The 24,832-nt window shown below is 57.8% G+C and carries 14 protein-coding genes; 7 read left to right on the forward strand and 7 right to left on the reverse strand.

Annotated features, from left to right (window positions below; genetic code table 11):
* Nucleotides 1–75 precede the first annotated feature (75 nt).
* Nucleotides 76–5,772 (reverse strand): RHS repeat-associated core domain-containing protein, encoded by a 5,697-nt coding sequence (locus P8A25_RS00130; RefSeq protein WP_251828001.1) that lies wholly within the window; start codon nucleotides 5,770–5,772, stop codon nucleotides 76–78.
* 445 nt (nucleotides 5,773–6,217) lie between these two features.
* Here P8A25_RS00130 and P8A25_RS00135 point away from each other — a divergent pair, with 445 nt between their 5' ends.
* Together P8A25_RS00135 and P8A25_RS00140 are read left to right on the forward strand one after the other, a co-directional pair.
* Nucleotides 6,218–7,276 (forward strand): hypothetical protein, encoded by a 1,059-nt coding sequence (locus P8A25_RS00135; RefSeq protein WP_215442924.1) that lies wholly within the window; start codon nucleotides 6,218–6,220, stop codon nucleotides 7,274–7,276.
* A gap of 102 nt (nucleotides 7,277–7,378) precedes the next feature.
* Nucleotides 7,379–7,819, forward strand: a complete 441-nt coding sequence (locus tag P8A25_RS00140) for a hypothetical protein (RefSeq protein ID WP_022396128.1) — start codon at nucleotides 7,379–7,381, stop codon at nucleotides 7,817–7,819.
* A 305-nt stretch (nucleotides 7,820–8,124) separates the two neighbouring features.
* On the opposite strand, the gene dnaN is transcribed toward P8A25_RS00140, so the two are convergent.
* On the reverse strand, nucleotides 8,125–9,225 hold the full coding sequence (dnaN, locus tag P8A25_RS00145) for a DNA polymerase III subunit beta (protein ID WP_022396127.1): 1,101 nt from the start codon (nucleotides 9,223–9,225) through the stop codon (nucleotides 8,125–8,127).
* A 480-nt stretch (nucleotides 9,226–9,705) separates the two neighbouring features.
* Between dnaN and P8A25_RS00150 the strand changes: the two genes are divergently transcribed.
* Entirely contained in the window at nucleotides 9,706–10,419 is a 714-nt protein-coding gene (locus P8A25_RS00150) for a LamG domain-containing protein (RefSeq protein ID WP_146017817.1), read from the forward strand.
* Between the two features lie 91 nt (nucleotides 10,420–10,510).
* Here P8A25_RS00150 and P8A25_RS00155 read toward each other — a convergent pair whose 3' ends face one another.
* Nucleotides 10,511–11,320, reverse strand: a complete 810-nt coding sequence (locus P8A25_RS00155) for a hypothetical protein (RefSeq protein ID WP_215442922.1) — start codon at nucleotides 11,318–11,320, stop codon at nucleotides 10,511–10,513.
* Between the two features lie 426 nt (nucleotides 11,321–11,746).
* Between P8A25_RS00155 and ribD the strand changes: the two genes are divergently transcribed.
* Nucleotides 11,747–12,802, forward strand: a complete 1,056-nt coding sequence (gene ribD, locus P8A25_RS00160) for a bifunctional diaminohydroxyphosphoribosylaminopyrimidine deaminase/5-amino-6-(5-phosphoribosylamino)uracil reductase RibD (RefSeq protein ID WP_215442920.1) — start codon at nucleotides 11,747–11,749, stop codon at nucleotides 12,800–12,802.
* Between the two features lie 357 nt (nucleotides 12,803–13,159).
* Here ribD and mnmG read toward each other — a convergent pair whose 3' ends face one another.
* Both mnmG and holA read right to left on the reverse strand, forming a co-directional pair.
* On the reverse strand, nucleotides 13,160–15,046 hold the full coding sequence (mnmG, locus tag P8A25_RS00165; protein WP_215442912.1) for a tRNA uridine-5-carboxymethylaminomethyl(34) synthesis enzyme MnmG: 1,887 nt from the start codon (nucleotides 15,044–15,046) through the stop codon (nucleotides 13,160–13,162).
* On the reverse strand, nucleotides 15,046–16,152 hold the full coding sequence (gene holA, locus P8A25_RS00170; protein ID WP_215442911.1) for a DNA polymerase III subunit delta: 1,107 nt from the start codon (nucleotides 16,150–16,152) through the stop codon (nucleotides 15,046–15,048). The genes mnmG and holA overlap by 1 nt, the downstream gene beginning before the upstream one ends.
* 250 nt (nucleotides 16,153–16,402) lie before the next feature.
* On the opposite strand from holA, the gene P8A25_RS00175 reads away from it, so the two are divergent.
* The 3 genes from P8A25_RS00175 to hrpA all read left to right on the forward strand — a co-directional run bounded on the left by P8A25_RS00175 (nucleotide 16,403) and on the right by hrpA (nucleotide 22,231).
* Nucleotides 16,403–17,866 carry a trypsin-like peptidase domain-containing protein gene (locus P8A25_RS00175; protein ID WP_022396121.1) on the forward strand — a complete coding sequence of 488 codons (1,464 nt, stop codon included), beginning with the start codon at nucleotides 16,403–16,405 and terminating at the stop codon, nucleotides 17,864–17,866.
* 124 nt (nucleotides 17,867–17,990) lie between these two features.
* The gene (gene ilvN, locus P8A25_RS00180) at nucleotides 17,991–18,473 is read left to right on the forward strand and encodes an acetolactate synthase small subunit (protein ID WP_022396120.1); all 483 of its coding nucleotides are present in this window, start codon (nucleotides 17,991–17,993) and stop codon (nucleotides 18,471–18,473) included.
* A 68-nt stretch (nucleotides 18,474–18,541) separates the two neighbouring features.
* The gene (hrpA, locus tag P8A25_RS00185; RefSeq protein ID WP_022396119.1) at nucleotides 18,542–22,231 is read left to right on the forward strand and encodes an ATP-dependent RNA helicase HrpA; all 3,690 of its coding nucleotides are present in this window, start codon (nucleotides 18,542–18,544) and stop codon (nucleotides 22,229–22,231) included.
* 33 nt (nucleotides 22,232–22,264) lie between these two features.
* On the opposite strand, the gene P8A25_RS00190 is transcribed toward hrpA, so the two are convergent.
* Nucleotides 22,265–22,969 (reverse strand): TrkA family potassium uptake protein, encoded by a 705-nt coding sequence (locus tag P8A25_RS00190; RefSeq protein WP_022396118.1) that lies wholly within the window; start codon nucleotides 22,967–22,969, stop codon nucleotides 22,265–22,267.
* Nucleotides 22,970–22,979: 10 nt separating this feature from the next.
* Nucleotides 22,980–24,728 (reverse strand): TrkH family potassium uptake protein, encoded by a 1,749-nt coding sequence (locus P8A25_RS00195; protein WP_022396117.1) that lies wholly within the window; start codon nucleotides 24,726–24,728, stop codon nucleotides 22,980–22,982.
* Nucleotides 24,729–24,832: the final 104 nt, after the last annotated feature.

Below are 24,832 nucleotides of genomic sequence, written 5' to 3' on the forward strand. Positions count from 1 at the left end.
AACACATAGAATATCCGGCGCCAATAAGCCAAGGAGCAACCCCGCAAATTAATATGATATGAATTATGTTGTATATTAGTTGCATTGAGAATCATTAAGTAACATATTCCAACCAATATCAGAACCTCCTTCTGGAAGTCCCAAAAAAGGAATAAAGCCTCGGCTGGCATAACAAGTCACATGGGCTTTTAGCCTACAGTTGTTTCTTTCTGAACAACACGAGACGTCTTGACACTGCTTTTCAGCATTTACCAAGCAAAGGGCTGTCGAAATGACTGCAATTGAAAATTGGTATCTCTTCAAAAAATTAATACATATGGACTTTGCCTTGGCCGGATAAGGATCAAGAACCTTTGATGAATTTTGGCATGTGCATTTTGGTGCAGGTATAGAATAGTTACAAAATACTGATGCCAACTCATCTGGAGTAAGAGGTGTGGATGGAGGCACCCCAGGTGGAGTGTATTCACCATTGGGCCATACATTACCGCCATTACTTGTTGGGGTAGGAAATTCCGGATGAGGAATAGGCAGGTCAAATCCTAAGCCATTCTTGTCCCCCTTATTTATTGCGTTATTACTAATAAACGCATACAAATTCCATCCTCCTTCTTCGGCGATGGGATCGCGATTGATCCACCTTCCATCAGCGGGATTGTAATAACGGTAATTGTAATAGACCAGGGCGAGTTCTTCGTCGTTCATCTCGCTGGACCACTGGACGGGCTGGACGAGACTGCCTGTGCTGCCAACTGTCCCATAGGGAGAGTAGTCATAAGCCGCCGCAACAGCTCCCTGACCATCGAAGACCTCCGTCACGTTTTTGTTGAAGTCCATGCCATAGCAATACAGAGCATTGTCCTGCTCCAAGGCCAGGGGACGCGTGACTACCACTTCCAGCGGATCCCACAGCAGTGTCCGAAGCACGTTCCGGTTGTCCAGCATGTCCAACGCCGCTAGTTGCAGGTAGCCACGGTACAGGTAGCGTTCATGGCTGGCGACCGTCCCGTTGACGGTGACTTTCTTCATGTAGCGGCGCCCCTGGTAGTCGTAGCCGCATTCCACCACCGTACTGCCGTCCCGGCTGGTGAAGCTCACCGCGTGGTTGGCCGCGTTGTAGACTACTGTCCATACGCCCGTTGATGTCCTGATCAAGGTCTGGTTGCCCGAGGCGTCGTACGTCGGCACGAAAGGCGCCTCCGCTTTTTCTTCGATGCTGGTGTACTGGTTAAGCTCGTTGGCCGCGTAGGTGAGTTCTTGGGCCAGTTCCCGCGCCGTCTTGCGGTTGCCGATGTTGTCGTAGCTGTAACCGTAGGGGTCTGTTCCCAGAGTAGCCCCGGTGAGTTCGTTTCTGCCGTTGTAGTTGAAGCTGTCAGTACGAGTTGCTTCGGTTCCCCGCTGCTGGGTGCGGGTGACCGGGCGTCCCAATGCGTCGTAGCTCTGGCTGCGGGTGACCAGCGCGGTTTCCCCCAGACGGCAGCTTATGGCCACTGCCAGGTCGCGGTGTTCTTCATAGGCAAGTTCCCGGACGATGCCGTTGGGCATCGCGAGGCTGGAGAGCAGGCTGCTTCCCGCCAGGTAGCCGTAGGCGAAGGTTTGCTCTTCTCCTCCGTGCACGATTCCGGCGCCGGCAAGCCTCCCGTTGGCTTCATAGCCCTGGCTTGCTTCCTGGAGGACGTCGGTTCCCTGTTTCAGGGTATAGCCGGAGGACCGGCCGTAGGCATCATAGTTTTCCTGGATCTGGCAGGAGGCGCCTCCTATGGTGATGCTATCGGTGTCCGGTTCGTTGTAGGGGGTGTAAGTGATGGTGCGAGAGCCTGAGGCGTCCGTGACCCGGGTCAGCTGGTTGAGGTAGTTGTAGGCGTACTGGATGCCGGGCGTGGAGTCGCTGTAGGAAACGGAGGTATTGACTCCTTTCTTCAGGTTGTAGCCCCAGGTGGTGACCACACCCCGCGCGTCCGTGAGCGTGGATCTGAGGTTCAGGGCATTGTAGGTGGTGTCTTCATGGGTGCCGTCCGCGTAGGTTTTGCGCAGGAGCAATCCCGTGGCTTCATCATAATTCCAGGTGGTGACGTCTCCGTCCGTACGTCCCGCAGGATCGGTGGTGATGTCGCCCGCGTCCTCCCGGAAGGTGGTAAGGCTGACCATTCTGTCGGCTTCGTCGTAGCCGAAGAGCAGGGGCTGGATGGCCGTACCCCATTCGGCAGTCTTTCGGCCCCGGAGGTCGTAGCCGTAGCAGGCCGTGTCCCCGAGGGCGTTGGTGACGGCGGAAGGCTGGTCGAAGTAAGGGCTGTAGGCCGTGGAGGTCGTGTCGCCCGCCTCATTTGTCACCGAGACAGTACGCCCGGCGATGTCGGTGCGCGTCGTGACCGTGTTGCCACGGCCGTCCGTGTTAGTGTAGATGATGCCTGTTTCCGCATAGGCTCGGGTCTGCGTGGAAGTAATGCCCGCGTGGTCCGTCTGCGTGGTAGTAAAGTCGTCGATGACCGTCGCGGTGGCCGTGATATTGGAAGTGGGGATGCTGCTTTTTTGCATCCGGACGGCCCCCACGCCGTATTCGCTCCACTGTGTGGATATATTTCCTCTGGGATCGATGGAGATCGTTTTGCTTTCCAGCGTGGCCGAGAGGGAGGAAACCAGCGTCTTCTGCGTTTCGCCATAGGTAGTCCCCTGGCCGTTGTTCCTGGTCGCCGTGACGACGCGGTACACGCCGTCCTGCGCCTGTTCCACGCCGTAGCTCCACGTGGTGATGCGCGAGTTGGACACGGTGGCCGGATCGGCAAGCTTCCAGGTTTCCTTGACCTTATTGCCGAAGTCGTCGTATTCCCACAGGGTCGGCGCCATCGTCGTAGCTGCGGTTTCCGCATCTGTCTGTTCCTTGGTCAGCTGTCCCTTGGCGTTGTAGGTGCTCCTCGTGTAAATGACTCCGCCGACGGTGTTGGGGACGCCCGTGCGCAGAATTTCCCCGGCACCGTTGACGACGCTGCGCTGCAGTTCGGTTTCCGTTTCCCCGGAGACGGCTTTCGTGAAGGTCCGAACGCCGTCGGCAACCAAGTCGAGGGAATAGATGATATGCCGCTGTCCCGTGCCGGATTCTTCCAGGACCGTTCCATCCGGCGCGTTGCGCGTGACGAACGTGGCTCCCGAGGGGATGGTCTGCGTCGTCGTCAAGCCATCCTGGCTGTAGACGTAGGCGGTGACCCGGCCCAGGACGTCCGTAGAGGAAGTTATCCTCCCCAGCAAGTCGTACTCCGAGCTTTCGCTGGTCGTCATGGCCCCCGTATCCCGGCGCGTAGAGAGGATGCGCCCCGCCGCATCCCGGGTGTAGGTGGTGATGATTTCCGGCGTGATGACGGTTTCCCCGTCCATTACGGCGGAGCGGGTCGTTTCTACCAGTTGGCGCGCCGTGTCGTAGGCATAGTCCATTCTTACACCATTTTCATCAATGTCCCACAACAGGCGCCCGTCGCACATCAGCTCGCGCTCCGTTATTCGGCCATTGCCCGCCGTCCTTTTCACCCACCTGTTCTGCGTGTCAAATTCATAGGAGGCGCTGTCTGTGATGGTCCATTCCCCGCCGGTGAGCAGAGCGTAGCTTTCTTCCCTGACGCGCTGCCCTTCCGCCGTGATCCAGGTGATGGTGCGCGTGCTCTGGCCCGGCACGGTTTCCCCGTTGAGGCGCGTTTCTACTGTTTCCGTGTAGAGGGCACCGTGTTCCGTAGTGGCCGCGTAGTCGTGCCAGGTTTGCACGCCGGTGAGGTCTCGGGTCATCCGGATGCGTCCGCGGGCGTAGACGTCGGGCGCGCCGGCCAGCCATTGTTCCGTGGCCGTCAGGCGCGTTCCCGTCACACCTAACCCCGTGACCCTCTTTTCCGTCCTTTTGACGTGGTTGGCTGTCGCGTACTTGTAGGCCGTGGTGGTCAGCGTCTTGATGTGCCCTTCCAGCGGAAGCAGGTCTACCGTTTCCGTGGCGGGTTCGTCGTTGAAGTCGGCTTCTCCCGAATAGGCATAGGTGTAGCGCGTGATGCGCCTGCCGCTTTCCGCCCACGGTTCGTCGCGGGAGAGCAGGCGTCCGTAGAGGTCATACGCGTAATGAATTTGGCTGCCGTCCGGGGCAGTTTCCGTCTTGAGCCGTCCGCACTGGTCGTAGGCGTATTGCGTGGTCTGGGCTTCCGGGCTTTGATAGCCTTCCACTTGAGTGAGCAGCAGATCGCCTACGTCCGTCGTTTGATAGATGGAGCAGGTGCGCTCTGCCACGATACCTCCTTTGGAGATTTCCGTCACCAGCTGCCAGACCGAGTCTTCCGGTTCCAGCTCCGTGCGCGTGCGAATGGTCGTGACGGCGTCTTCCCCCGTTCCCCTCCGCATGTTCCACGCCAGGCCGTCGTTCCACCAGGTGACGGCGTAGGGCTGCCTGGCCGGCGCCTGTTCCGTGACGGTGAAGTGGCCGTCCGCGGAAAGGGAAAGGTTGAATGTTTTAAAGGGTGTCCCGGTGACCGTATAAAATCCCTGTTCGTCCGTTCCGGTGATTTGGCCAGGGGTATAGAGAGCGATGGTGTAGCCCGTGGCCGTGACGTTTTCCACGTTGAGCAGGCCGTCCCACAGGTTCCAGATTTGCCTCAACGAGCCGTCTTCGGCATGCTTGACGTCCAGATAGGATGACGTGTTGGAGATGACCTGCTTGTCGGTGGTGGTGTAGGAGAGGAGCGTTCCTGTTTCCGCCGAGAAGAGGTATTGGCTGCCGTCCTCCACGATCCAGCGAAGGCAGGATTGTCCTTCCACCGTGGCCAGCGCCGCACGCCCTCCGCCCGACGTGTCCACGCCAACGGGCAGCACGGAGCCGTTCATATAGCAGCGCATGGCAATCACCCGGTCCCCCTGCACCAGATTGAACCGCACTCCGGGTACAATTCCCCCTTGGGGCACGTCCAGACGGCTGTTCAAGGGATGGTTGTAGGCCAGTGAGGATGGGCTTTCCAGGCCGGAGACACTTTCCTCAGCCCTCAGTTCCACAAGGCCCGCAGGAATCCCTCCCAGTCCCCGGAACGCTCCGAAGTTGCAGGACCAGTACATCAGGGTGGCCGTGCTTTCCGCACTCACACTGCACCCTGCGGAGGAGTAGTTTCCCAGCGTGCTATTCCCCACCGCGGAGCTCGACCGGGCCAGCGACGGGGAAGGCGGCGTTCCGCCGCTGTTATCACACGTGTCTCCCTCGCACGGGCACTTCTCGGGCTCCTCCTTGCCTCCCGGCTCCGTCGGCACGACGTCGATGCTGTAGTTGCAGATGGAGACGTTGTCTTTTTCAGGCTTGTAGTCGATGTTGGTCTGGTTGACTTCCCAAATGTAGGAGCCGGAGGGCAGCTGCGCCCCGCCGGTCCCCGTGTGGTATTTATGGCCGCCCTGCTTGCCCGCCGTCTGCGAGTCTTTCTTCAGGTCCACCTGCGCCACCACGCTGCCGCTGGAGTCCTTCACTTCCAGGCTGCCCCAGTCGTCCACCCCCAGGAAGAGCGAACAGGTGCCGTAGAGCTTTTTACCGTCCGCTCCTTCCGGAATGGTAAAGTAACCGTGAGCACTGTGTCCATCCGCCGACGTACTGGGCGGTCCCACGGTAATTTCATCGTGTTCGTGGATTTCCTCGAACGGTAGCGGATCGGGCTCCGGAGAGGCGCGCATGCCACGCGGCATGGGTTTGGCCGTAGAGCCAAAGTACCATTTGCGGTAAGCGGGGATGGAAGAAGGGGTGCCGGCAGAAGAAGTAGTTGGAGTATTCATAAGGCATTAAAGAACTGGGATTGATGATGAAATTAGAGGAGAGCAATCCTCCATGATCATTTTCCCAGTAGCATGATCCAGAGCCAGTGTCAATAAAGGTTATTTGCAAATTTTTGTTTGCCTATGAAACATAACGATTTTTTCCATCAAAATATAATATAATAATTTTTATAATCAGCGCCTTCCTTTTACAGACATCAATATTATCTATTTGTTAGAAAAAATCCACAATAGGATGTCATTCCTGCTTGGCGCCAGTCAAATTCCTGTAAAAAATGTCTCTCTCATGGAGAAAGAATGGTTGATGATTCAGTAGTTTGTCTTTTCGAATTTGCCGCAACTTCTGAAAACCCTTAAACAAAAAATACATCTTTTCCGAAGTTTTTCTATGAAAACGAGAGGAGAAAGATTGCCCTCCATCCGTAGAACCCTTACAATTTTTGTCATGCCTGTATCTCCGGCGCGCATTCTGGAAGATTTGTCCTCCTTCTACCGGCAGGAGGAATTTCCCGTGCTTCTGCACCAGTGTGAAACGTGGGCGGAAAGCCGCCCGTTGGAGGGATGCCGTGTGATTGACGCCTCCCCCGTATTCCGGAATACCTGCGCCAAATACGCCGCCCTGCTGGCGGCGGGAGCGGAGTTGACGGCAGCAGTCTCTCCGGTGATGCCCCACGATCCGGAAACGGTCGCGCTGCTGGGCAGGTATGGAATACCCGTGGTGGAGGCGGAACGGGCGGACGGACCCTATGATGTGGTGATGGACTGCGCCGGGGCGCTCAGCCATGTTCCCAGCCGCTGCGGGTATGTGGAACTGACCCGGTCCGGAGCGCAGCATTATACGCGCTGCACGCAGCCCGTGTGGATGGTGGACGCCGGAAAAATCAAGCAGATAGAAACCTGCCTGGGAACCGGGGAAAGTTTTTTCCGCGCGCTGGAAACGCTGGGAATTGAGAGTGGCCCGGGACGGACCCTGGTAGTCATCGGGTACGGAAAAGTGGGCCGCGGAATCGTTCTGCACGCGCTCAGGCGGGGCTTGAACGTTATCGTGGCGGATGTGGAGGAAAAACCTCTCCCTCTGTCCTCCGCCTCATTCGTGCGCGCAACGGATGGGGAAGCTCTCACCAATGCAGTCAGGCATGCCTTTTGCACCGTCACGGCCACAGGGCGGCGGCATGCCCTGTCAGGAGTGATTGACCCGGCTGTGGCGCGCTCCTCCGGCGTTCTGCTGGCCAATATGGGCGTGGAGGACGAATGGGGACCGGAGATTCCGAAGGAGCGCATGCTGAATGGAGGGCGTCCCCTCAACTTCATTCTGCCGGACCCTACGCAAATGTGCTACATAGACCCTCCCCTGGCGCTCCATAACCTGGGCGCCGTGGAGCTTGCCGCAGGCCGCGCCATGCCGGGCATTTTTCCGCCGCCTCCGGAAATGGAGGAAGCTTTCCTTTCCCTGATCCGCTCCCGCGGTTCCCTGCCGCCGGACATGCTGGACTGGATTTCCTGACTTATCATCTTGTCTTTGCAGGAATGAAGGAGTATCGTACAGAGTACGGCTGGGGGCTTCGCGTTCCCTGGCCGGCCTGACGTTTCATTGACTTCGCAATTCATGAACACTTATTATTCCTACCGCAGCTACCGGCTGGGAGGGAGACTCCTCGGCACCCTGGGGTGCGGCCTGGCCTGGGCATTCTTCGGGTCCGGATGGTGGAGCTTTCTCCTCGGCGCTCTTCTCTTGTTCCTGTGGCTTCCCGTCATTCTGGGGAGACCTTATTTTCTCACAATCACTTCCTCCTCCATCTCCTGGGGCAACAGCATTTCACGCAAGGAAATTCCATGGGAACTGATTGAGCGCATAGGATGTACGCCCGATCATGAATCTGAACCCGGACTGATGATTGAACTGAAAGACGGCCGTATTCTGGATGTGGAATCCTCCTGCTTCGGTTCCCTGCCTCCCGTACGGGAAGCCATTCTGCAAGCCTCCGGTTCCTATCCTTTCCATCTTGCTCCGGATTTGTTCGCCGATCCGGGGTTGTTGAGCGAATGACGCGGCGGAGCCTCCTTAAACCCGCTGCGGCACTCCGTGCCTTCCCTTGCGCCTGAACCGCACGTTCCCGGCGCCGGAAGGTGTTTATACGCGTTTTTTCCGGTGCCATGCCGGCACGCCTGTTTTTTTATCCCTCCCCCGGAAATCACCGTCCGGTTTATTGACGACGGTGGAAAATGAAAAATGTTCCACGTAGAACATTCATGTGAATAACCCAGTTATCACTTTCATTTTCAATCAATAAAAAACAGGCGCCGTGACAGCACGGCGCCTGTTCTCGTATGAATGATTTTGTACCATCAAAATCAGTTGGGAGATCTCATTGGCATGAGCACGTACAGGAACTCATCACCTATCTTCAATACGCCCGGGCTCATTTCATCAATGAGGTTCAACGTAATGATCGTATCCCCGGCCATCGTCTTCAGGGGAGCCATGAAGAAATCCGGGTTGAAGGAAATGGAAAGCGGCCTTCCGGCATAAGTGATCGTCATGGATTCATGAGCTTCACCCACGCCTTCCGCGCTGGAAGCCACTTCGAGTTCGTTTTCACGGAAGTTCAGCTTGATGTTCGTGCTTTTGTCCACGGAAAGGAGGGACACGCGGCGCACCGTTTCCAGCAGTTCCCCGCAGGGCAGTTCAATGCTTTCCTTGCAGTCCGTCGGGATTACCTGGCGGTAGTTCGGGTAATTGCCGTCAATCAGCTTGCTGATCAGCAGCGTGTCATTGATTTCAAAAGCGGCCTGGTTGCGGGTGAACCGTACGGTGACGGTCCCCACTTCATCCAGAAGGCGGCGGAGTTCACCAACGGCCTTGGTGGGCAGAATGGCGTCCAGTTGCTGTTCTTCCGGGAATTCCAGGGCGGTTTCCGCCAGGGCCAGGCGGCGGCCGTCCGTAGCCACCAGAGTCATCTTGCCGTTGCGGAAGGAAAGGGAAATGCCGTTCAGCACGTAGCGGGTCGTATCCGTAGAGATGGCGTATTCCGTGCGGCGGATGCAGTCGCGCAGCAAATTCTGGTCCACCTGGTACACGGTCGCCTGTTCAAAGGACGGCAGTTCGGGGAATTCGTCCGCCGGAAGGCCATTCAGCTTGAACTGGGAGCGGCCGCATTCCACAGTCGCCTGGTTGCGCTGGTTGACGTCCACCTGGACTTCGGCTTCAGGAAGCTCGCTGATGATGCTCACCAGCTTTTTGGCGGGAAGAGTCACGGTGCCCTCGCGCAGCACGTTCGCGGGAACTACGCCGGTGATGCATACGTCAAGATCCGTAGCCGTAAAACGTACCTGGCCGTTTTCAGCTTCAATCTTGACGTTGGAAAGAATGGGCAGCGTCGTCTTGGAAGACACCACGCTGGCAACCTGTCTCAGACCGTCGAGAAATACTTGCTTGGAAATGGTAAACTTCATGTGTCTGTGCTTTTATCTGCCTCGCATCCTCTCACAAGTGCCTCCTGTGATTCAAGCCATTTCTCCGTCAAACCCTAATATTTGGCAGTATTTTTTTAAAAGCATACCATATGTAGTAATATGCTATTTCTCCGGGCATATCTTGCATGAAACGGTTTTTCAAATTATTTAAGTATTCTTAAAAGTCCGTTCTCCGACGAACAATTCCCGGTTGACGCGCACGCGGATTTCGAATCCGGGGTCAAATTATTTTTTTAAGAACAAGCCGGTTAACAAAAAGAAAGATCACGGAAAAATAAAAGCATGAAAGGAAACATAAACAGCGCTTCTTCCGGATCGTGTATATGTTCAATGAATTTGCCGCTTTCCAGAGGAAAAAGAACGGCATCCGGATTCGAAATCCGCTACTTTTCAGCCAAGCTTCGGCGATTTTAAACAACAAAGACTTTCAGAATTTCTGTGAAACGTTCATTCATTATTTTGTCTTTACTGGTTGCGGGAGGCATGGCCCATGCGGCTTCTCCCATTTATTCCTGGGAGTGGACCACGGAAGGAACGCAAATAACTGCTCCCGGCTGGAACGGTTCATTCAATTATACAACCGGCAACGATTATGCCACTTTCGGCAGCGGCTCCGGCGGAGGCACGCCCTACAACTCTGGCATAGCGGGAATTTCAGGCAGTTTCACCGTCAGCTTCGACCTGAAAAACCTGAGTTCCACCAACAACGCCTGGAAAGACGTTTTCAGCCTGTATTCCAATGGAACGGTTTCCGGAGAATCCAACAGCATGGTACTGGAATTCAATGCCTCCGGGGAACTTTATTTTTACAACAAGGGATTTGGAGGCCAATCCGGCGGAAACATCAATACAGGCCTGACCTGGACGGACCTCCAGCAGGACAACTGGAACAATCTGAGCATCGTTTCCGATCTTTCCTCCCAGACTCTCTCCGTGTACGTCAACGGCGCCCTGGCAGGTACGATCACCGGCTGGAATCCGTCCTCCCCTGCCCTGACAGGCTCCCAATTTGGATCTTCCTTTGGAAACACCCGTCCCATGAACGGAACCATAGATGTCAACAACATCAAATTTTACGACGGCGTTGTGCTTCCTGTTCCGGAAGCGGCCACTGCTTCCCTGGGGCTGCTGGGCCTGGCCGCCCTGCTGATGCGCCGCCGCCGGAGCTGCTAAGCATTTGCCGTTATCCAGCAAGAGGCCGCATGCCGGGAAGGGTTCCCCCGCATGCGGCCTTTTCCGTATTCCGGCACTTCCGTCCCGGAATTCATGTTCCCGTGAATGTTTCCCCCGGCATGGTCCAGGCGCCGGGCGGAACCACCCTGCCCGGCAAAACAACGGTACTGGCGCCCAGGCGCACATGATCCCCAATGACGGCTCCCAGCTTGTTCCTTCCGGTAATTTCCAGCCTCCCGGCCGCCATCATCCTGTGCTCCCCGCCGTCATGGCGGAAATTGGAACACACCGTTCCAGCCCCGAAATTGACGTCGCTGCCAATGATGGAATCACCCGCATAGCTCAGATGGGGAATAAACGTCCCGTCTCCGATGATGCAGTTCTTCAGTTCCACCCCCTGCCCCGCTACACAGCCGTTTCCCATGGACACATATCCTCTCAAATGGCAGTTGGGCCCAAGACGGCAGCCGTCCCCCACCCATGCGGAGCCCTCAACCACCACGCCGGGCATCACCACGGTGCCCTTTCCCACACGGAGACTGCCCAGGACGTAAACGCCCGGCCGCCCGGAAAAATCGTCTCCCTCCATTCCCTCCATCACTCTCTCCTGCCAGTCCAGCAGGTCCCAGGGATAGACGAGGCGCTCCACAGCCGCCTCCCGCCCGGAAAAAACACGTGACAGTCCGTTCCCCGGCCCTTTCCGGGCCAGCAGCCGCCCTTCTTCATTCCGTACTTCCCCTGTCCCGCAGGAAGCAAGCCATGCGGCAGCTTCCGGGGAAAAATCATGCATGGACACCTCTACCACTTCCGCCGCACTTTCCGTAACGGCGGCTTCCGGATTAAAAACCGCCTCAAAGCCCGCTTCCCGGAGCCGGGAGGCACAATAGGCGGCTATGCTCACCCCGGCCACGGAAAAGCCGCGGAAAGGCCTCTCAGAGCTCGTTGCGGGAAAGGTATGGTCCCTTTCCGGAATGTAAATCAATCTGGCAACCCTCATGGAGGAATGGTATGCTTTCTTCCGGCGCTTCCGCAAGACGGAACGTGCGGCTCCGTTTCACGGTTCCACTTGCCAATAACCCTGTGAAAGGATAAGTCAATTAACTGTGAGTATGGTGTGAATAAGTTATTCAGATGTTATCCACATTTTTATGAACCGAATTTATTCACACTGGCGGATGGTTTCAATCCATTCATTCCCAGGCGTTAAAAACGTTGTTCACACTGGGCACAGGGTAGAAGAAGAAGGAATTTAATATTGTTAAATCTAATATTCTTCAATCACACAACGTGATTGTCCTTTCTCGCGCATTCGTGCTACAAGGTCGGCATGAACACGGAGGACCAGGATACGCGCTGGATGAACATGGCCGTAAAACTGGCCGAAAAAGGGGTCGGGCTGACAAGTCCTAATCCCTGCGTGGGAGCGGTCATCGTGCATGAAAACCAGGTGATCGGCTCCGGTTTTCATGAAAAAGCCGGCCTGCCCCATGCGGAAAGGAAGGCTATTGCCGATGGAACGGCCAGAGGCAACGCCGCCCTGTTTGCGGATTCCACTCTGTACGTTACTCTGGAACCGTGCAGCACCACCGGAAAAACGCCACCCTGTACGGAAGCCATTCTGGAACACCATTTCAAACGGGTGGTTTATGGTTCTCAAGACCCCAACCCCAGGCACCGCGGCGCCGCGGCTGACATTCTTGGGAGAGCAGGCATCCAGGTCACCTGCGGAATTCTGGAAAAGGAATGCGATCATTTAATCCGGGGATTCAGGCTGAACATTCTGGAGGGGCGCCCATGGGTGATCGCAAAGAGCGCCATGTCCCTGGACGGCCGCATTTCACGCAGTCCGGAACGGTCCCAGTGGCTGACGAATGAAAAATCCAGGTCTTTCGTACATACCCTGCGGGCTGAGTGCGATGCGATTCTTACCGGAGGAAATACCATGCGCCTGGACAATCCGTCCCTGACCATCAGAAAACCGGACCGTCCCGTTTCTTCCCTTAAGGAACAGCCCTGGCGCATTATCCTGACTCACAACGCCGCATCCATTCCTGCGGATTCCGTTTGCCTGACGGATGAATTCCGTGACCGGACCCTGATTGTAGAGAACGTTTCAAGTTATTTGGAATTATTAAAAAATCTGTATAATGAAAGAAAAACAGGGACTGTCCTGCTGGAAGCGGGAGGCTGCCTGGTCCGGGAATTCCTGAAAGCCGGCCTGGTGGATGAATGGGTGGGATTTTACGCGCCCATCATAACGGGCGGCGGCGCAGACGGCGTAACGGGCGGTTCATTCCTGGAACGTGAAGCCTTTCTTGAGCAGCCGGTTGTGAGCATCTTTGGAAGCGATGTGTGCATCCGGGGCGACGTAAGCTACCGGTAACGGGCACAGCCAATTATTCATTCGCCTTCCGGATGTTTTTAAACCGGGAAAGCATCTTTAATTACCGGTGAGCCTGCCATTCGGCGGTTTTTCTCATCATTGTGCATCCTCTCTGTTCGTGTCCCTTTTTTAAGACAAGCCGGATGGCATGAACCGAGCCGGAAGCGTATCGGTCATACAGGGGAAAATATTCAGGAAAAAGCCCCCCCCTCGTTTATAAACCGGAGCCTGCAGGGAGTGGAAAACGGGTCATAGGGAGAGCATGAGGCTTTTACCTTGCATGCATGCAAGTTTTCAGCATTCAGGAGCCGGGCCATATTCAAATTTAAAGCCCCGGCATGAAAACGGCGCAGGCTTTCATGCCTGCTGCCTGCCGCGCTTTTGCAAATGAACAAGCAGCAGGGCAATGTCCGCCGGAGTAATGCCCGGAATGCGGGAAGCCTGCCCGATAGTGGCAGGACGTATGCTGCCCAGCTTGATGACCGCTTCTTTTTTCAGGGCGTGAACGCGTTCGTAATCAATGTCGGCAGGAATGATTTTACTTTCCATCCGGGTGATTTTTTCCGCCTGTTTTTTCTGTCTTTCAATGTGGCCTTCATACTGGATATCCGTGGCAATGGCATCCAAATGTTCCACGTGGAACATTTTTTTCAGTTCTTCAGGCAGCAGGGTCCAGTCATTGCCTGGCCTCTTGAGCCAGGTGGAAAGGGAAATGCCTTCATGTTTAAGCAGAGCTGCTTTTGCTATTCCTTCCTCAATGGCGTTTTGCCTGTCTTCCGTTTTCCTGAACGTTTCGCGGGTGATGAGGCCCGTTTCAAAAGCCAGGGGGGCCAGGCGCAGGTCCGCGTTGTCCTGGCGCAGCAGCAGCCGGAATTCCGCCCGGCTGGTGAACATGCGGTACGGTTCGTCCGTTCCCTTGGTGACAAGGTCGTCTATCATGACGCCGATGTAGGCCTGGTCGCGGCGCAGCACCAGGGAGGGCTTGCCCAGAGTTTTCAGAGCGGCGTTTGTTCCCGCCATCAGACCTTGCGCGGCGGCTTCTTCATAGCCGGAGGTGCCGTTGATTTGTCCTGCAAAGTACAGGTTTTCCACCAGCTTGGTTTCCAGAGTAGGGTGCAGCTGCGTGGGAGGGCAGAAATCATATTCCACCGCATACCCCGGACGAATCAGTTGGGCGTTTTCCAGGCCGGGGATGGTGTGGATGAAATCGCATTGCGCGGAGTAGGGCAGGGAGGTGGAAACGCCATTGAGGTAGAATTCCTCCGTACTGCGGCCTTCCGGCTCCAGGAAGACCTGGTGGCTGGTTTTTTCCGCAAAGCGCACGATTTTGTCTTCAATGGAAGGACAGTACCGGGGGCCTATGCCCTCAATGATGCCGCTATAGAGAGGGCTGAATTTTAAATTGTCCCGGATAATGTCGTGGGTGGTCTGATTGGTGTAGGTAATCCAGCACGGCATTTGCTTCATGCGGAAGTCTTCGTCTCCCCATGTGTTCAGGGTGCAGAAAGGTTCGGAAGCGCGTTTCAGTACGTCGCGGGAACGGTAACTGAACAGAGCCTCCGGCGCGTCTCCGGGCTGCATTTCACAAACGGAAAAGTCAATGGATCTTCCATTGACGCGCGGGGAGGTGCCCGTTTTAAGCCGTTCCACTTGAAAGCCAAGCGCGGCGAGGTCGGTGGAAAGGCTGGAAGGAGCGCAGCCCATGCGGCCGCCCGTTATGTGCTGAAGACCCACGTGCAGCAGCCCCTGCATGAATGTACCGGAGCAGATGACCACGCTGCGCGCGCAGATGGTGTAGTCCAGGGAAGTGACGGCTCCCGTCACCTGCTGCTCCCCGTTGACGAGCAGTTTGACCACGTCACCCTGGAACAGGCGTATGCCCGGGGCGGTTTCCAGAACCATTTTCATTCGTGCGCGGTAGGCCGTTTTGTCGCATTGGGCGCGGGGTGCGCGCACGCTGGGCCCCTTGGAGGCGTTCAGCATCCGGAACTGGATGGCGGTGGCGTCCGTATTCAGTCCCATGGCCCCTCCCAGGGCGTCTATTTCCCGGACAATGTGGCCTTTGGCAAGCCCCCCGATGGCCGGGTTGCAGGACATTTGCCCGATGGTATCCAGGTTGTGGGTCAGAACGGCGACGGAGCACCCCAGGCGGGAGGCGGCCAACGCCGCTTCAATGCCTGCGTGCCCGGCGCCGACGACGAGGACGTCGAACAGGGGGGAGGCGGAGGAAGGAGAGGAATTCATCAGGATGCGGAGCAAATGGCAAGACGGTGCAGAATCAGCCGCGGATCAAGCGAAGAAGATACCAGGGCCTTGTCCGCCTTCATGCATTCCTTTAAAGTCTGCTTCAACCGTTCCGTCTTGAATTTGGAAGCGTTCTGCGCCGCCAGGAAAAGCGGGTACGCATTGGGAGTGCCGTCTTTTTTCAGGGGAATCAGCGCCGCGGCATAGGAGGGCAGGGAGGAGATGCGGGCCGTAAATTCCTTGAAGTTGGTGGGCTTCAGATTGAACGCGTCACATAAAAGCCTGGCGGCCAGCAGATTTCTCAGCGTGGGGATGAACGCTGCGCGCATGATCGTGACGGCGTTTTCACCGCGTTCCAGTTGAAAGTCAATCAGGGAGATGGCCGCATCGCTCTTCTTGTTTTCCAGAGCACGTGAAATTTCAAAAATGACGCCCGTGCGCGTCAGCGGAACCATGCGCTCCACATCCTCCGTCATCACGGTGCGCCTGTCCGCGCCCAGATAAAGGTCCAGTTTTTCAATTTCGGAAATAATCTGGCGGGAGGATTCGCTGACGCGGTGAATGAATAACTCCAGAGCGGCGGAATCGAAGTTCATGCCCCGCGCGCCTGCCTCCTTGTTGATAAGGGGCATCAGGCTGCCTTCCCAGCCGGCCTTGGTGATGTCCGGCTTGTTCAGTTCCTCCGCGGCGGCGGATTGTAGCAGGAATTTGTTAAAGGAACGGCGCTTGTCAAATTCGGAGGCGGAGATGAGCAGCAGGACGTCCGGTCCCAGCCCCGCTTCCAGCAGATGCCTGAGAGAGTCCAGAGCCGCTTCCGTGGTGGAGGAACGCCCCGTGACGGAATCCCCCAGAAAATTGCAGTTCTTCATCCAGACCACCTTGCGGCCCGGAAAAAACGGCAGCGTGCGCAGGGCTTCCATGACCTGGCGCGTCACCTGGTCCGCTTCATCGGAATCGCCGCAGGCCGCTTCCAGGATTTCATGGGAAAATTCATTCGTGCCTTCCGTCAGGGCGGCAAAGATGCCGGAAGCCTTTTCACGCACCATTCCTTCGTCCGTACCGAAAACGAGGTGAATGGCTTGTTGTTGTAAAGTGCTGGTACCCATAAAACCGTACCCATACGGTATCATAAAATATGCCTCGTTAAAAGACGTATTTGTCATTTGAAAGTTTTTTCATTTGAAGAGAATAGGCTTAAATAGTATCAATAGAGCCGGAATGTCAAAAAGCGGCTGGAGTCTTCCAGGTCCATTTTTCAGGCATCTCCTCGTGATCAAGCCGCAAACCGTTTGATCGTTACTACGGCAGGGCATTTCCATGAGATCGACTATATGGACACGGGCTTTACTTGTCATCATGATGACGGTTATGATGACCGTCGTCTCCGTTGCCTATTGGAGGTGGAACAGCCGCGTTACGGAGAAGAACGTTTCCTTCCGGTCTGAGGTGTTTACGATGGCGCAGCAGTCCGAACTCAAAGAGGAGGACGTTCCCATCCTGCACCAGCTCAATGAAGAATATTCACGCGTCGCCCGGCTGGTGGAACGGGTGCTGGTCAGCATAGACACCACGGGCGTGACCAGCGTGCCGCAGCCTTCCGAAGACGGCGAATCCATGATTGAAAAAAGGCTGGCGGTCCATGGCCTGGGTTCCGGCGTCATCGTCACGGAAGAGGGGCATATCATTACCGCCTACCATGTCATTCAGAACAAGCATGCGCTGCGCGTCACGCTGAGCAACGGGAAAAGCGTTTCCGTGCGCCTGGTAGGGGTGGATCCGGAGCTGGACATCGCCGTGCTGCAGGTGGAAAACCCGATGGCCTTCACGCCTCTTCCGTTCGGCAACAGTGACGAGATTGCACCCGGCATGATCGTCCTGGCCTGCGGCAACCCCTATGGACTGGGGACGACGGTTTCCCGCGGCATCATCAGCGCCCGTGAACGCAAGCTGGTGGATTCCGGCCTGGACCTGATCCAGACGGATGCCAGCATCTTTCCCGGCAATTCCGGAGGGCCTCTCATCAACATCCGCGGTGAAATCATCGGCATCAACAAATCGGTGCTTCCCAATGTGGAGAAAAACTACGCTGGCATTGGCTTTGCCATTCCCTCCAATCTGGTGGTGCACAGCTTTGAGCAGATTTGCAGGCATGGACGCCCCATGAGAGGATACCTGGGGCTGGACATTGTGCGCAATACTCCCCCGCTCCGCAGTTTCCTGGACTACCATGAAGCAGGCGGCGCAGTAGTCAACATCGTGAAGCCCGGTTCCCCGGCGGAGCAGGCGGGCCTTCAGACGGGAGACGTGATGCTGAGCTTCAATGAAGTTCCCATCCAGACCGACAAGGATGTGAAGGACCACATTGAAAATCTTTCCATCGGCGACAAATTCCGGCTGAAAATCTGGCGCAAGGGACAAAAAATGAACGTCACCCTGAAAGTGGGGGACAGCATTTTAAAGAACGTTCCTTCTCCGTGGGAGGACTTTATGGAAGGAGTGGGCATGCACCTGCGTGAACTCACCGCTGAGGAACAGTCCATCGGCGCGCGGGGATTGCTGGTCATCCAGGTGAATCCGAAGAAATCCGTGGGGCAGATCCTCCAGGCCGGGGACATGGTCTTTGCCGTGAATCATCAGAGCGTCAGCACTATGGATGCACTGGTCAGGGCTTTGAGGGAGGGGCCGGCCCTGCTGACCGTTTCCCGTGACGGGCAGCAGTTCAACGTGAAAGTGGATGCCCGCCCGGTTTCCGAAAAGACGCTGCTGCCCCGCATTCCCACGGCGACGAAGAGCAACGCCATCATGCCGCGGGAGCTTTGAATTCCGCCTGTGCGGCGTCTGCGGAAGACCGCATCCGGAGAAGCGTTTTCCGGCATCCTTATGCCGCGGGCTTGACTGGCAGTCAAAAGCGCCTATAATGCATCACCTTTAAGAAATTAAACTTATGACTCGTCATACTATCTCCGTACTTGTTGAAAACAAATTTGGCGTGCTTGCCCGCATTGCCGGTTTGTTCAGTGGACGGGGCTACAATATTCATTCGTTGAACGTTGCCCCTAGCCAGGACCCGCGCTTTTCACGGATGACCATCGTCGTACGCGAAAAGGAGGATGTTCTGGACCAGATCATCAAGCATCTGGAAAAACTCGTCAACACGGTGGAAGTAGTGGATTTCCGCAACACGGACAACGTGTACCGGGAGACGGTATTGACCCGCATCGGCGTGGATTCCGCTTCGCGGCATGAAGTCATTGAATTCTGCCAGATCCTGGGCGCCAGCATCGTGGACGTCACGCGGGACGCCCTGACCATTGAAGTGACGGGCGGTGAGCACAAGATTGACCGCTTCCTGTCTCTCATTGAGGATTACGACGTGCAGATGCTGACCCGGAGCGGCCGCATCGCCCTTCCCAAACCCCGGCAGTAAAGAAATCCTTTCCGGCTTTTCCATCAACCCTGCAGGACGTTCTTGCAGGGTTTTTTTCTCCCTCCATCATGAACATCACTTATCCGGACCTCCCCATTTCCCGCCGCCGGGACGACATTCTGGCGGCGATGCGGGAGCATCAGGTCATTGTGGTGGTGGGTGAAACCGGGTCCGGCAAGACCACCCAGCTTCCCAAAATGGCCATGGAGCTTGCCGGGGAGGCGCGGGGCAGGGTGGGGTGCACCCAGCCCAGAAGGCTGGCCGCGGCTTCCGTTTCCCGCCGTGTGGCGGAAGAACTGAATTGCGAACTGGGCGGCCTGGTGGGCTACCAGGTGCGCTTTGAGGAAAAAGCCGGGCCGGACACGCGCCTGAAGTTCATGACGGACGGCATTCTGCTGGCGGAAACGCAGCATGATCCGGACCTGCGCCAGTATCATACCCTGATTCTGGATGAAGCCCATGAACGCAGCCTCAACATCGACTTTCTGCTGGGCTACCTGAAGCTTCTGCTGGACAGGCGGAAGGATCTGCGGCTGGTCATCAGCTCCGCTACGCTGGATGCGGGTGGCTTTTCCGAGTTCTTCGGGGGCGCCCCCATCGTCCAGGTGGAAGGCCGTACCTATCCGGTGGACCTTCATTACCTGCCGCCTCTGCGTGATGATGAAGAGCTCCCCGCCCATGTGGCGCGCGCCGTGGACTGGCTGGACACCCTGGACGACCGCGGGGACGTGCTCGTCTTCCTCCCCGGAGAGCGTGAAATACGTGAAGTGGCGGAAAAGCTGGAAGGCCGGAATTTGAGGAATACGCGCATCCTCCCCCTCTTTGCCAGGCTGGGCCTTGGAGACCAGCAAAGGATTTTTCATCCGGAACGCGGCTGCCGCCGCATCGTGCTGGCGACCAACGTGGCGGAAACATCCCTGACCATTCCCGGCATCATTTACGTCATTGACTCCGGCCTGGCGCGCGTCAGCCGCTACAGTCCGGCGCGGCAGGTGCAGCGGCTTCAGATAGAACCCGTCTCCAAGGCCAGCGCGCGCCAGCGTGCTGGCCGCTGCGGCCGCGTGTGCGAGGGCGTCTGCATCCGCCTGTACAGTGAGGAGGACTGGGAGGACAGGCCGGACTTCACGGACCCGGAAATCAGGCGCAGCGCGCTGGCCGGGGCTCTTCTCCGGATGAAGGACCTGGGTCTTCCGGAAATGCCGGAATTCCCCCTTCCGGACCCTCCTTCCTCCAAGCTGGTCACGGAGGGCTACCGCACCCTGCGGGAAATCGGCGCCCTGGACAAGGCCCGGCAGCTCACGCCCGTGGGCAGGAAGCTGGCGCGGCTGCCCATTGACCCGCGGCTGGGCCGCATGCTGCTGGAAGCGCAGCATGAACAGGCCTTGCCGGAGATGCTGGTGATTGTGGCCGGCCTGGGCATCATGGATCCCCGGGAACGTCCGGCGGATGCCGCGCAGAAGGCGGACCAGGCCCACGCGCAGTGGAAGGATGAAGACAGCGATTTCCTGTCCCTGCTCAAACTGTGGAAGGCTGCGTGGCAGTTCCGGGAAGGCCGGCGCTGGCACAAAAACCAGCTCCGGAAATGGTGCGGGAAAAACTTCCTCAATTTCAACCGCATGATGGAATGGTTCAACCTGTGGGAAGACCTTTCCCGGCTGCTGAAGGAGACCTTGAAATGCAGGATCCCCCCCCTGGAGGCGGAAGTGGAACGGCAGGCTTCCTTCGCCATGATTCACCGGAGCATCCTGGCGGGCGTTCCGCGCCAGTTCGGCCTCTGGGATGCGGACAACCGGGAATACCGCGGCGCTGGGGGACGCTCTTTCGGCATCTTTCCCGGTTCCGGCCTGTTCCGCCGCAAGAAGCGGAGCGAATGGGTGATGGGCGTGGAGCTGGTGGACACCACGCGCCTGTGGATGCGCCGCGCCGCCCGGCTGGAGCCGGAATGGGTGGAACAGGTGGCTCCCCATCTCTGTGAATCCCATTATTCCGGAGCCCGGTGGGACAAAGAGCAGGGCGCGGTTTACGCCGTGGAGCGCGTGGTGTGCGGCGGTCTGCGCATCATTGACAACAGGCGCGTGCACTATGGCCGCATCAATCCCGCCCATGCGCGGGAAATCATGATCCGTGAAGGGCTGCTGGGCGGCGGCTTCCGTACGAAACCCGGATGCATCAGGCATCTGGAAACGCTCCGGGAGGAAGTGCGGCAGATAGAACTGAAGCTGCGCCGCCCGGACCAGGTCTGGTGCGAGGAAGGCGTTTTTGAATTCTTTGACAGGCTCATTCCGCAGGACTGTTGCACGGCCAGGGCCTTTCTGCGCTGGGCCGGAAGCATGGAAAAAGACAACCCGGAAGCCCTGCACGTTCCGCCGCAGGAGGCCATGTATGATTTCTGGGGCAGGGACCTTCTGGACGGCTTTCCGGATGAAATTTCCTGCGGCGGCGCGGAATACGCCGTGTATTACCAGAATGACCCCGGCGCGGAAGATGACGGCGTGACGCTGGGCGTCCATATCGACCAGTTGCCGGACGTGCCGGAATGGCTGCCGGAATGGGGCGTCCCGGGCCATTTGGCCCAGCGGGCGGAATGCCTGCTGCGCACCCTTCCCAAGGACCTGCGCGTCTTTCTCCAGCCCATCAGCCAGAAGGCCGCATACTTCGCAGAGCTGCGGCATGGCCTGGATCCGGACGGGCCGCTGGCGCAGAAGCTGGCGGAATTCGTGGAAGCGGAAACCGGGCGTTTCTGCGCTCCCTCCTTCTTTGACATGAACCGCATTCCGGCGGAGCTGGTCACGAAAATCTGGGTCTGCGACGACGAAGGAGAAGAGCTTGCCATGGGTACGGACGTTGCGGAGCTGAATGCGCGGCTGGGCAAAAAGCTCTCCCGCCGGTTCCGGGAAACAGCGGCGGACATCGTATCCGTAACCGGAATGAAGGAATGGACCTGCGGAGATTTGGAGCGCACGGTGGACGTGGCGGGAAGGCCGGGTTACGTAGCCCTGGTGGATGAAGGCCCGTCTGTAGGCGTCCGCGTTTTTGAGGATGAACTGCGCGCGGAAGAAGCCCACCGGAGAGGCTGCCTGCGCTTCATGCGCCTGCGCCAGACGGACCAGCTCAACCACCTCCGCAAGAAATTCCCGCTGAAACTGGAAGGGAAGCTTTCCCTGCACATGCTGGGCAGGGACCCGTCCACCAATGCGGACGACCTGGTGGACGTCTCCGCGGAGATCGCCATGGGCCGCCCCCTCCCGCGCACGGCGGAACAATTCGCCGCTGCGGAAATGAGCCTGCGCCAGAACCTCTTTGACGCCGCCCACAGCGTGGCGGACGTCTGGGAGTTGATAGCGGCCACGGAGCATGCCGCCAGGGACTTTATGGCCGCGCAGCAGGGCGTGCGCCATACGGAGCGCATCACGGCTGATCTCCGGCGCCAGCTTGACTGGCTGCTCCGCTCCCGCTTCCTGTGGGCGCATGGAGCGGAACGCCTGCCGGACCTGAAACGGTACATGCAGGGCATCGCGGAACGCATCAGGCGCATCGGCCAGCAGCCCCTGGCCAGGGAGCTGGAACGCCTGGACCTCTTTGAACGCGTGTACCTCCCCTGGCATCAGGCCCTGCCGGAACATGACGGCGACCCGCGCTGGACGCAGTACGGCTATCTGCTGGAAGAATACCGCCTGGCCGTCTTCGCCCCCGCTATCTCCGTCAAGGGCCGTATCTCTGAAAAGCGCTTGATGACCGCTTTTGAAGAGCTGTCCTGAAAGCCCGGTTTCCGGAATGGGACTGGTCCGGGTTTACAGGCCCTTGGACAACTGGGCGAATTCAATCAGGTTCGTCTCCTTGCCGAACAGGATCAGGATGTCGTGGTCTTCAAAGACGAGGTCCGGGGAAGGGGTGCCAATGACGGGAATGCGCGGGATGGAAAGAATTTCCCGGCGCCCCTGCGGGGTCTGGGCTTCTCCGCGGCGGATGGTGAGCAGGTTGAGATGGTGCTCCGTGCGCAGGCCCACGTCCCGGAGGCGTTTGCCCACCCAGATGCGCGGCACGGCTATTTCCACGATGCTGTGGTTCTCATCCATGGGGGAGACGCGCAGGAATTCCGGGGATTCCAGCTGGCTGGCGAGTTGCTTGGAGGCCACGCGCGACAGGTTGATGAGCGCGTACACGTTCATTTGGCTTAAAATGTGCTCGTGCACCGGGCTCATCACGCGGGCGTAGATGTAGCGCACGCCCATTTTCTGGAGGTGCGTGACGACGAGGAGGTTTTCTTCAAAGCTGTCCCCGATGGCGACGATGACGGCGGACTGGTCGTCCAGCTCCAGTTCCCGCAGGGCGGCCGGATTGGTATAATCCGTTACCACGGCGTAAGTCACCAGGTCCTTGATCTGCTCCAGTTCTTCATCCGTGGAGGCGACGGCCACTACTTCAATGTTGCGGGCGGAAAGCTCCGTGCAGAGCTCCTGTCCAAACTGGCCCAGGCCGATAACGGTATATCTCATGATGGTATGTTCAGGTTAACGGAATTTTGACGGATGGATAGCGGTAATGCCGCGGGGTAGGGGTGCCGGCCAGCGCGATGAGGAAGGCGAAAAGCCCCACGCGGCCGGCGAGCATGTTGATGATGAGAAGATACTTGGAAGGGTCGCTCAGATTGGGCGTGATTCCCCGCGACACGCCTACCGTAGCAAAAGCGCTGCAGTTTTCAAAGAAGATATCCAGTGAGCTCATGGCGGGCTCCAGGCTGCAAATAAGAATGGTGAAACAGCCGATCCAGGCGCAGGAGACCACCACCGTGATCACGCACCGCGCCACGGTGCGCTGGTCAATGCGGCGGTGGAAGAATTCCACGTGGTCCCGGCCGCGGAGGATGCGCAGGATTTCCGCGCCCGCAATGGCGCAGGTGGTGGTTCTCATGCCGCCCGCCGTGCCGCCGGGGCTGCCGCCCACCACCATCAGGCCGCACATGATGAGGCTGGCCGCGGGCAGGTAGCGGCTGTAGTCGCTGATATTGAATCCCGCCGTGCGGGCCGTGACGCTGTCAAAAAGGCAGCTCCAGAGGTGCTGCCCCAGCGGTTCGGAAGTGTGGGGGGCGGAAACGGCGAAAATGGACAGGGCGCCCCCAGCCAGCAGAATGCCCGTGGCGATCATCACCAGTTTGAAATACGGGGTCCACTGCATGCGCAGGCGGCGGTGCTTGGCCAGAAAGCGGTTGACCAGGCGGGAGTTGATTTCCTTGTAAATGCCGAATCCCAGGCCGCCGCATACGATCAGCGCCATGATGACGGCCTGCCCGCTGTAGCACAGGCGGATGCCCGGCTCCATCAGATTCATCGGGAACGTGGAAAAACCCGCGTTGCAGAAGGCGGAAACGGAGTGGAAGAGGGAGTGCCACCACAGGGGTTCCCCCATCAGGTTGATATCCTTTCCTTCCCAGGAAAAGTACAGGAGGACGGCCCCGCACAGTTCAATGAACAGCGTGCTGACTACGATGGTGGTGATGAAGGAGACCACGGACCCCAGGTTCCCTTCGTCCAGCAGGTCCGTCAGCAGCACGCGGTCACGCAGGGAAAAGCCCTGGCCCGCCACCATGGCCACGAAGTAGGCGAACGTCATGATGCCGAACCCGCCGATCTGGATGAGGGCAAGCGTGAACATTTCCCCCAGCGGGGTGAAAGTGCTGGCGAAGTCCACGGCGTTCAGCCCGGTGACGCACACGGCGCTGGTGCTGGTGAACAGGGCGTCCGTAAAGCTCAGCGTGATGCCGGGATACGTGGAATTGGGGAGCAGAAGCAGCCCGGTGCCCGCCAGGATGACCACCCCCAGGGAGGTCACAAACTGCATGGCGGGAGCCATCAGCGGGCGCCCTTTTTTCTGCTTGCCCAGCAGCCATTCAAAAATCCTGGTCAGGGACATCAGCGTGGGGATGGCGATCAGCCCTGCCGTAATCACCAGGCGGGAAAGCTCCGTAAACCTCATGTAACTGTCCTCCTGCTGCTCCCTGGCGATCAGCAGGAAGATCAGCAGGCAGCAGATAATCTGGAAAATCAGCAGCCTCAGGGAAGGGTGGTTGATCTCCTTCCGGAAGAAGGAGCCCAGCACGCCCGTCAAATGGCCCAGCGTGGCGACGGCCGCAATCAGGCGCGACCATTCATGCTCCGCATGCGTCAGGGGCCACCCCAGCTCCCAGATGACGGCCCCCAGAAGGATGGCAATGCAGATAGCTGCAAGTTTGGTAAATCCCGAGCGTGTGGTTGTCATGGGTGGAGATGCCTTGCGCGGAGTCTAGCACCTGGACATGGAAAGAAAAGCTATTAAGCCGTTTGCCCCATTTCGCCCTGTTTACTCCGGTTATTTCCAACGCG

This window comes from Akkermansia sp. BCRC 18949, assembly GCF_045011645.1.
Lineage (GTDB): Bacteria > Verrucomicrobiota > Verrucomicrobiia > Verrucomicrobiales > Akkermansiaceae > Akkermansia > Akkermansia massiliensis.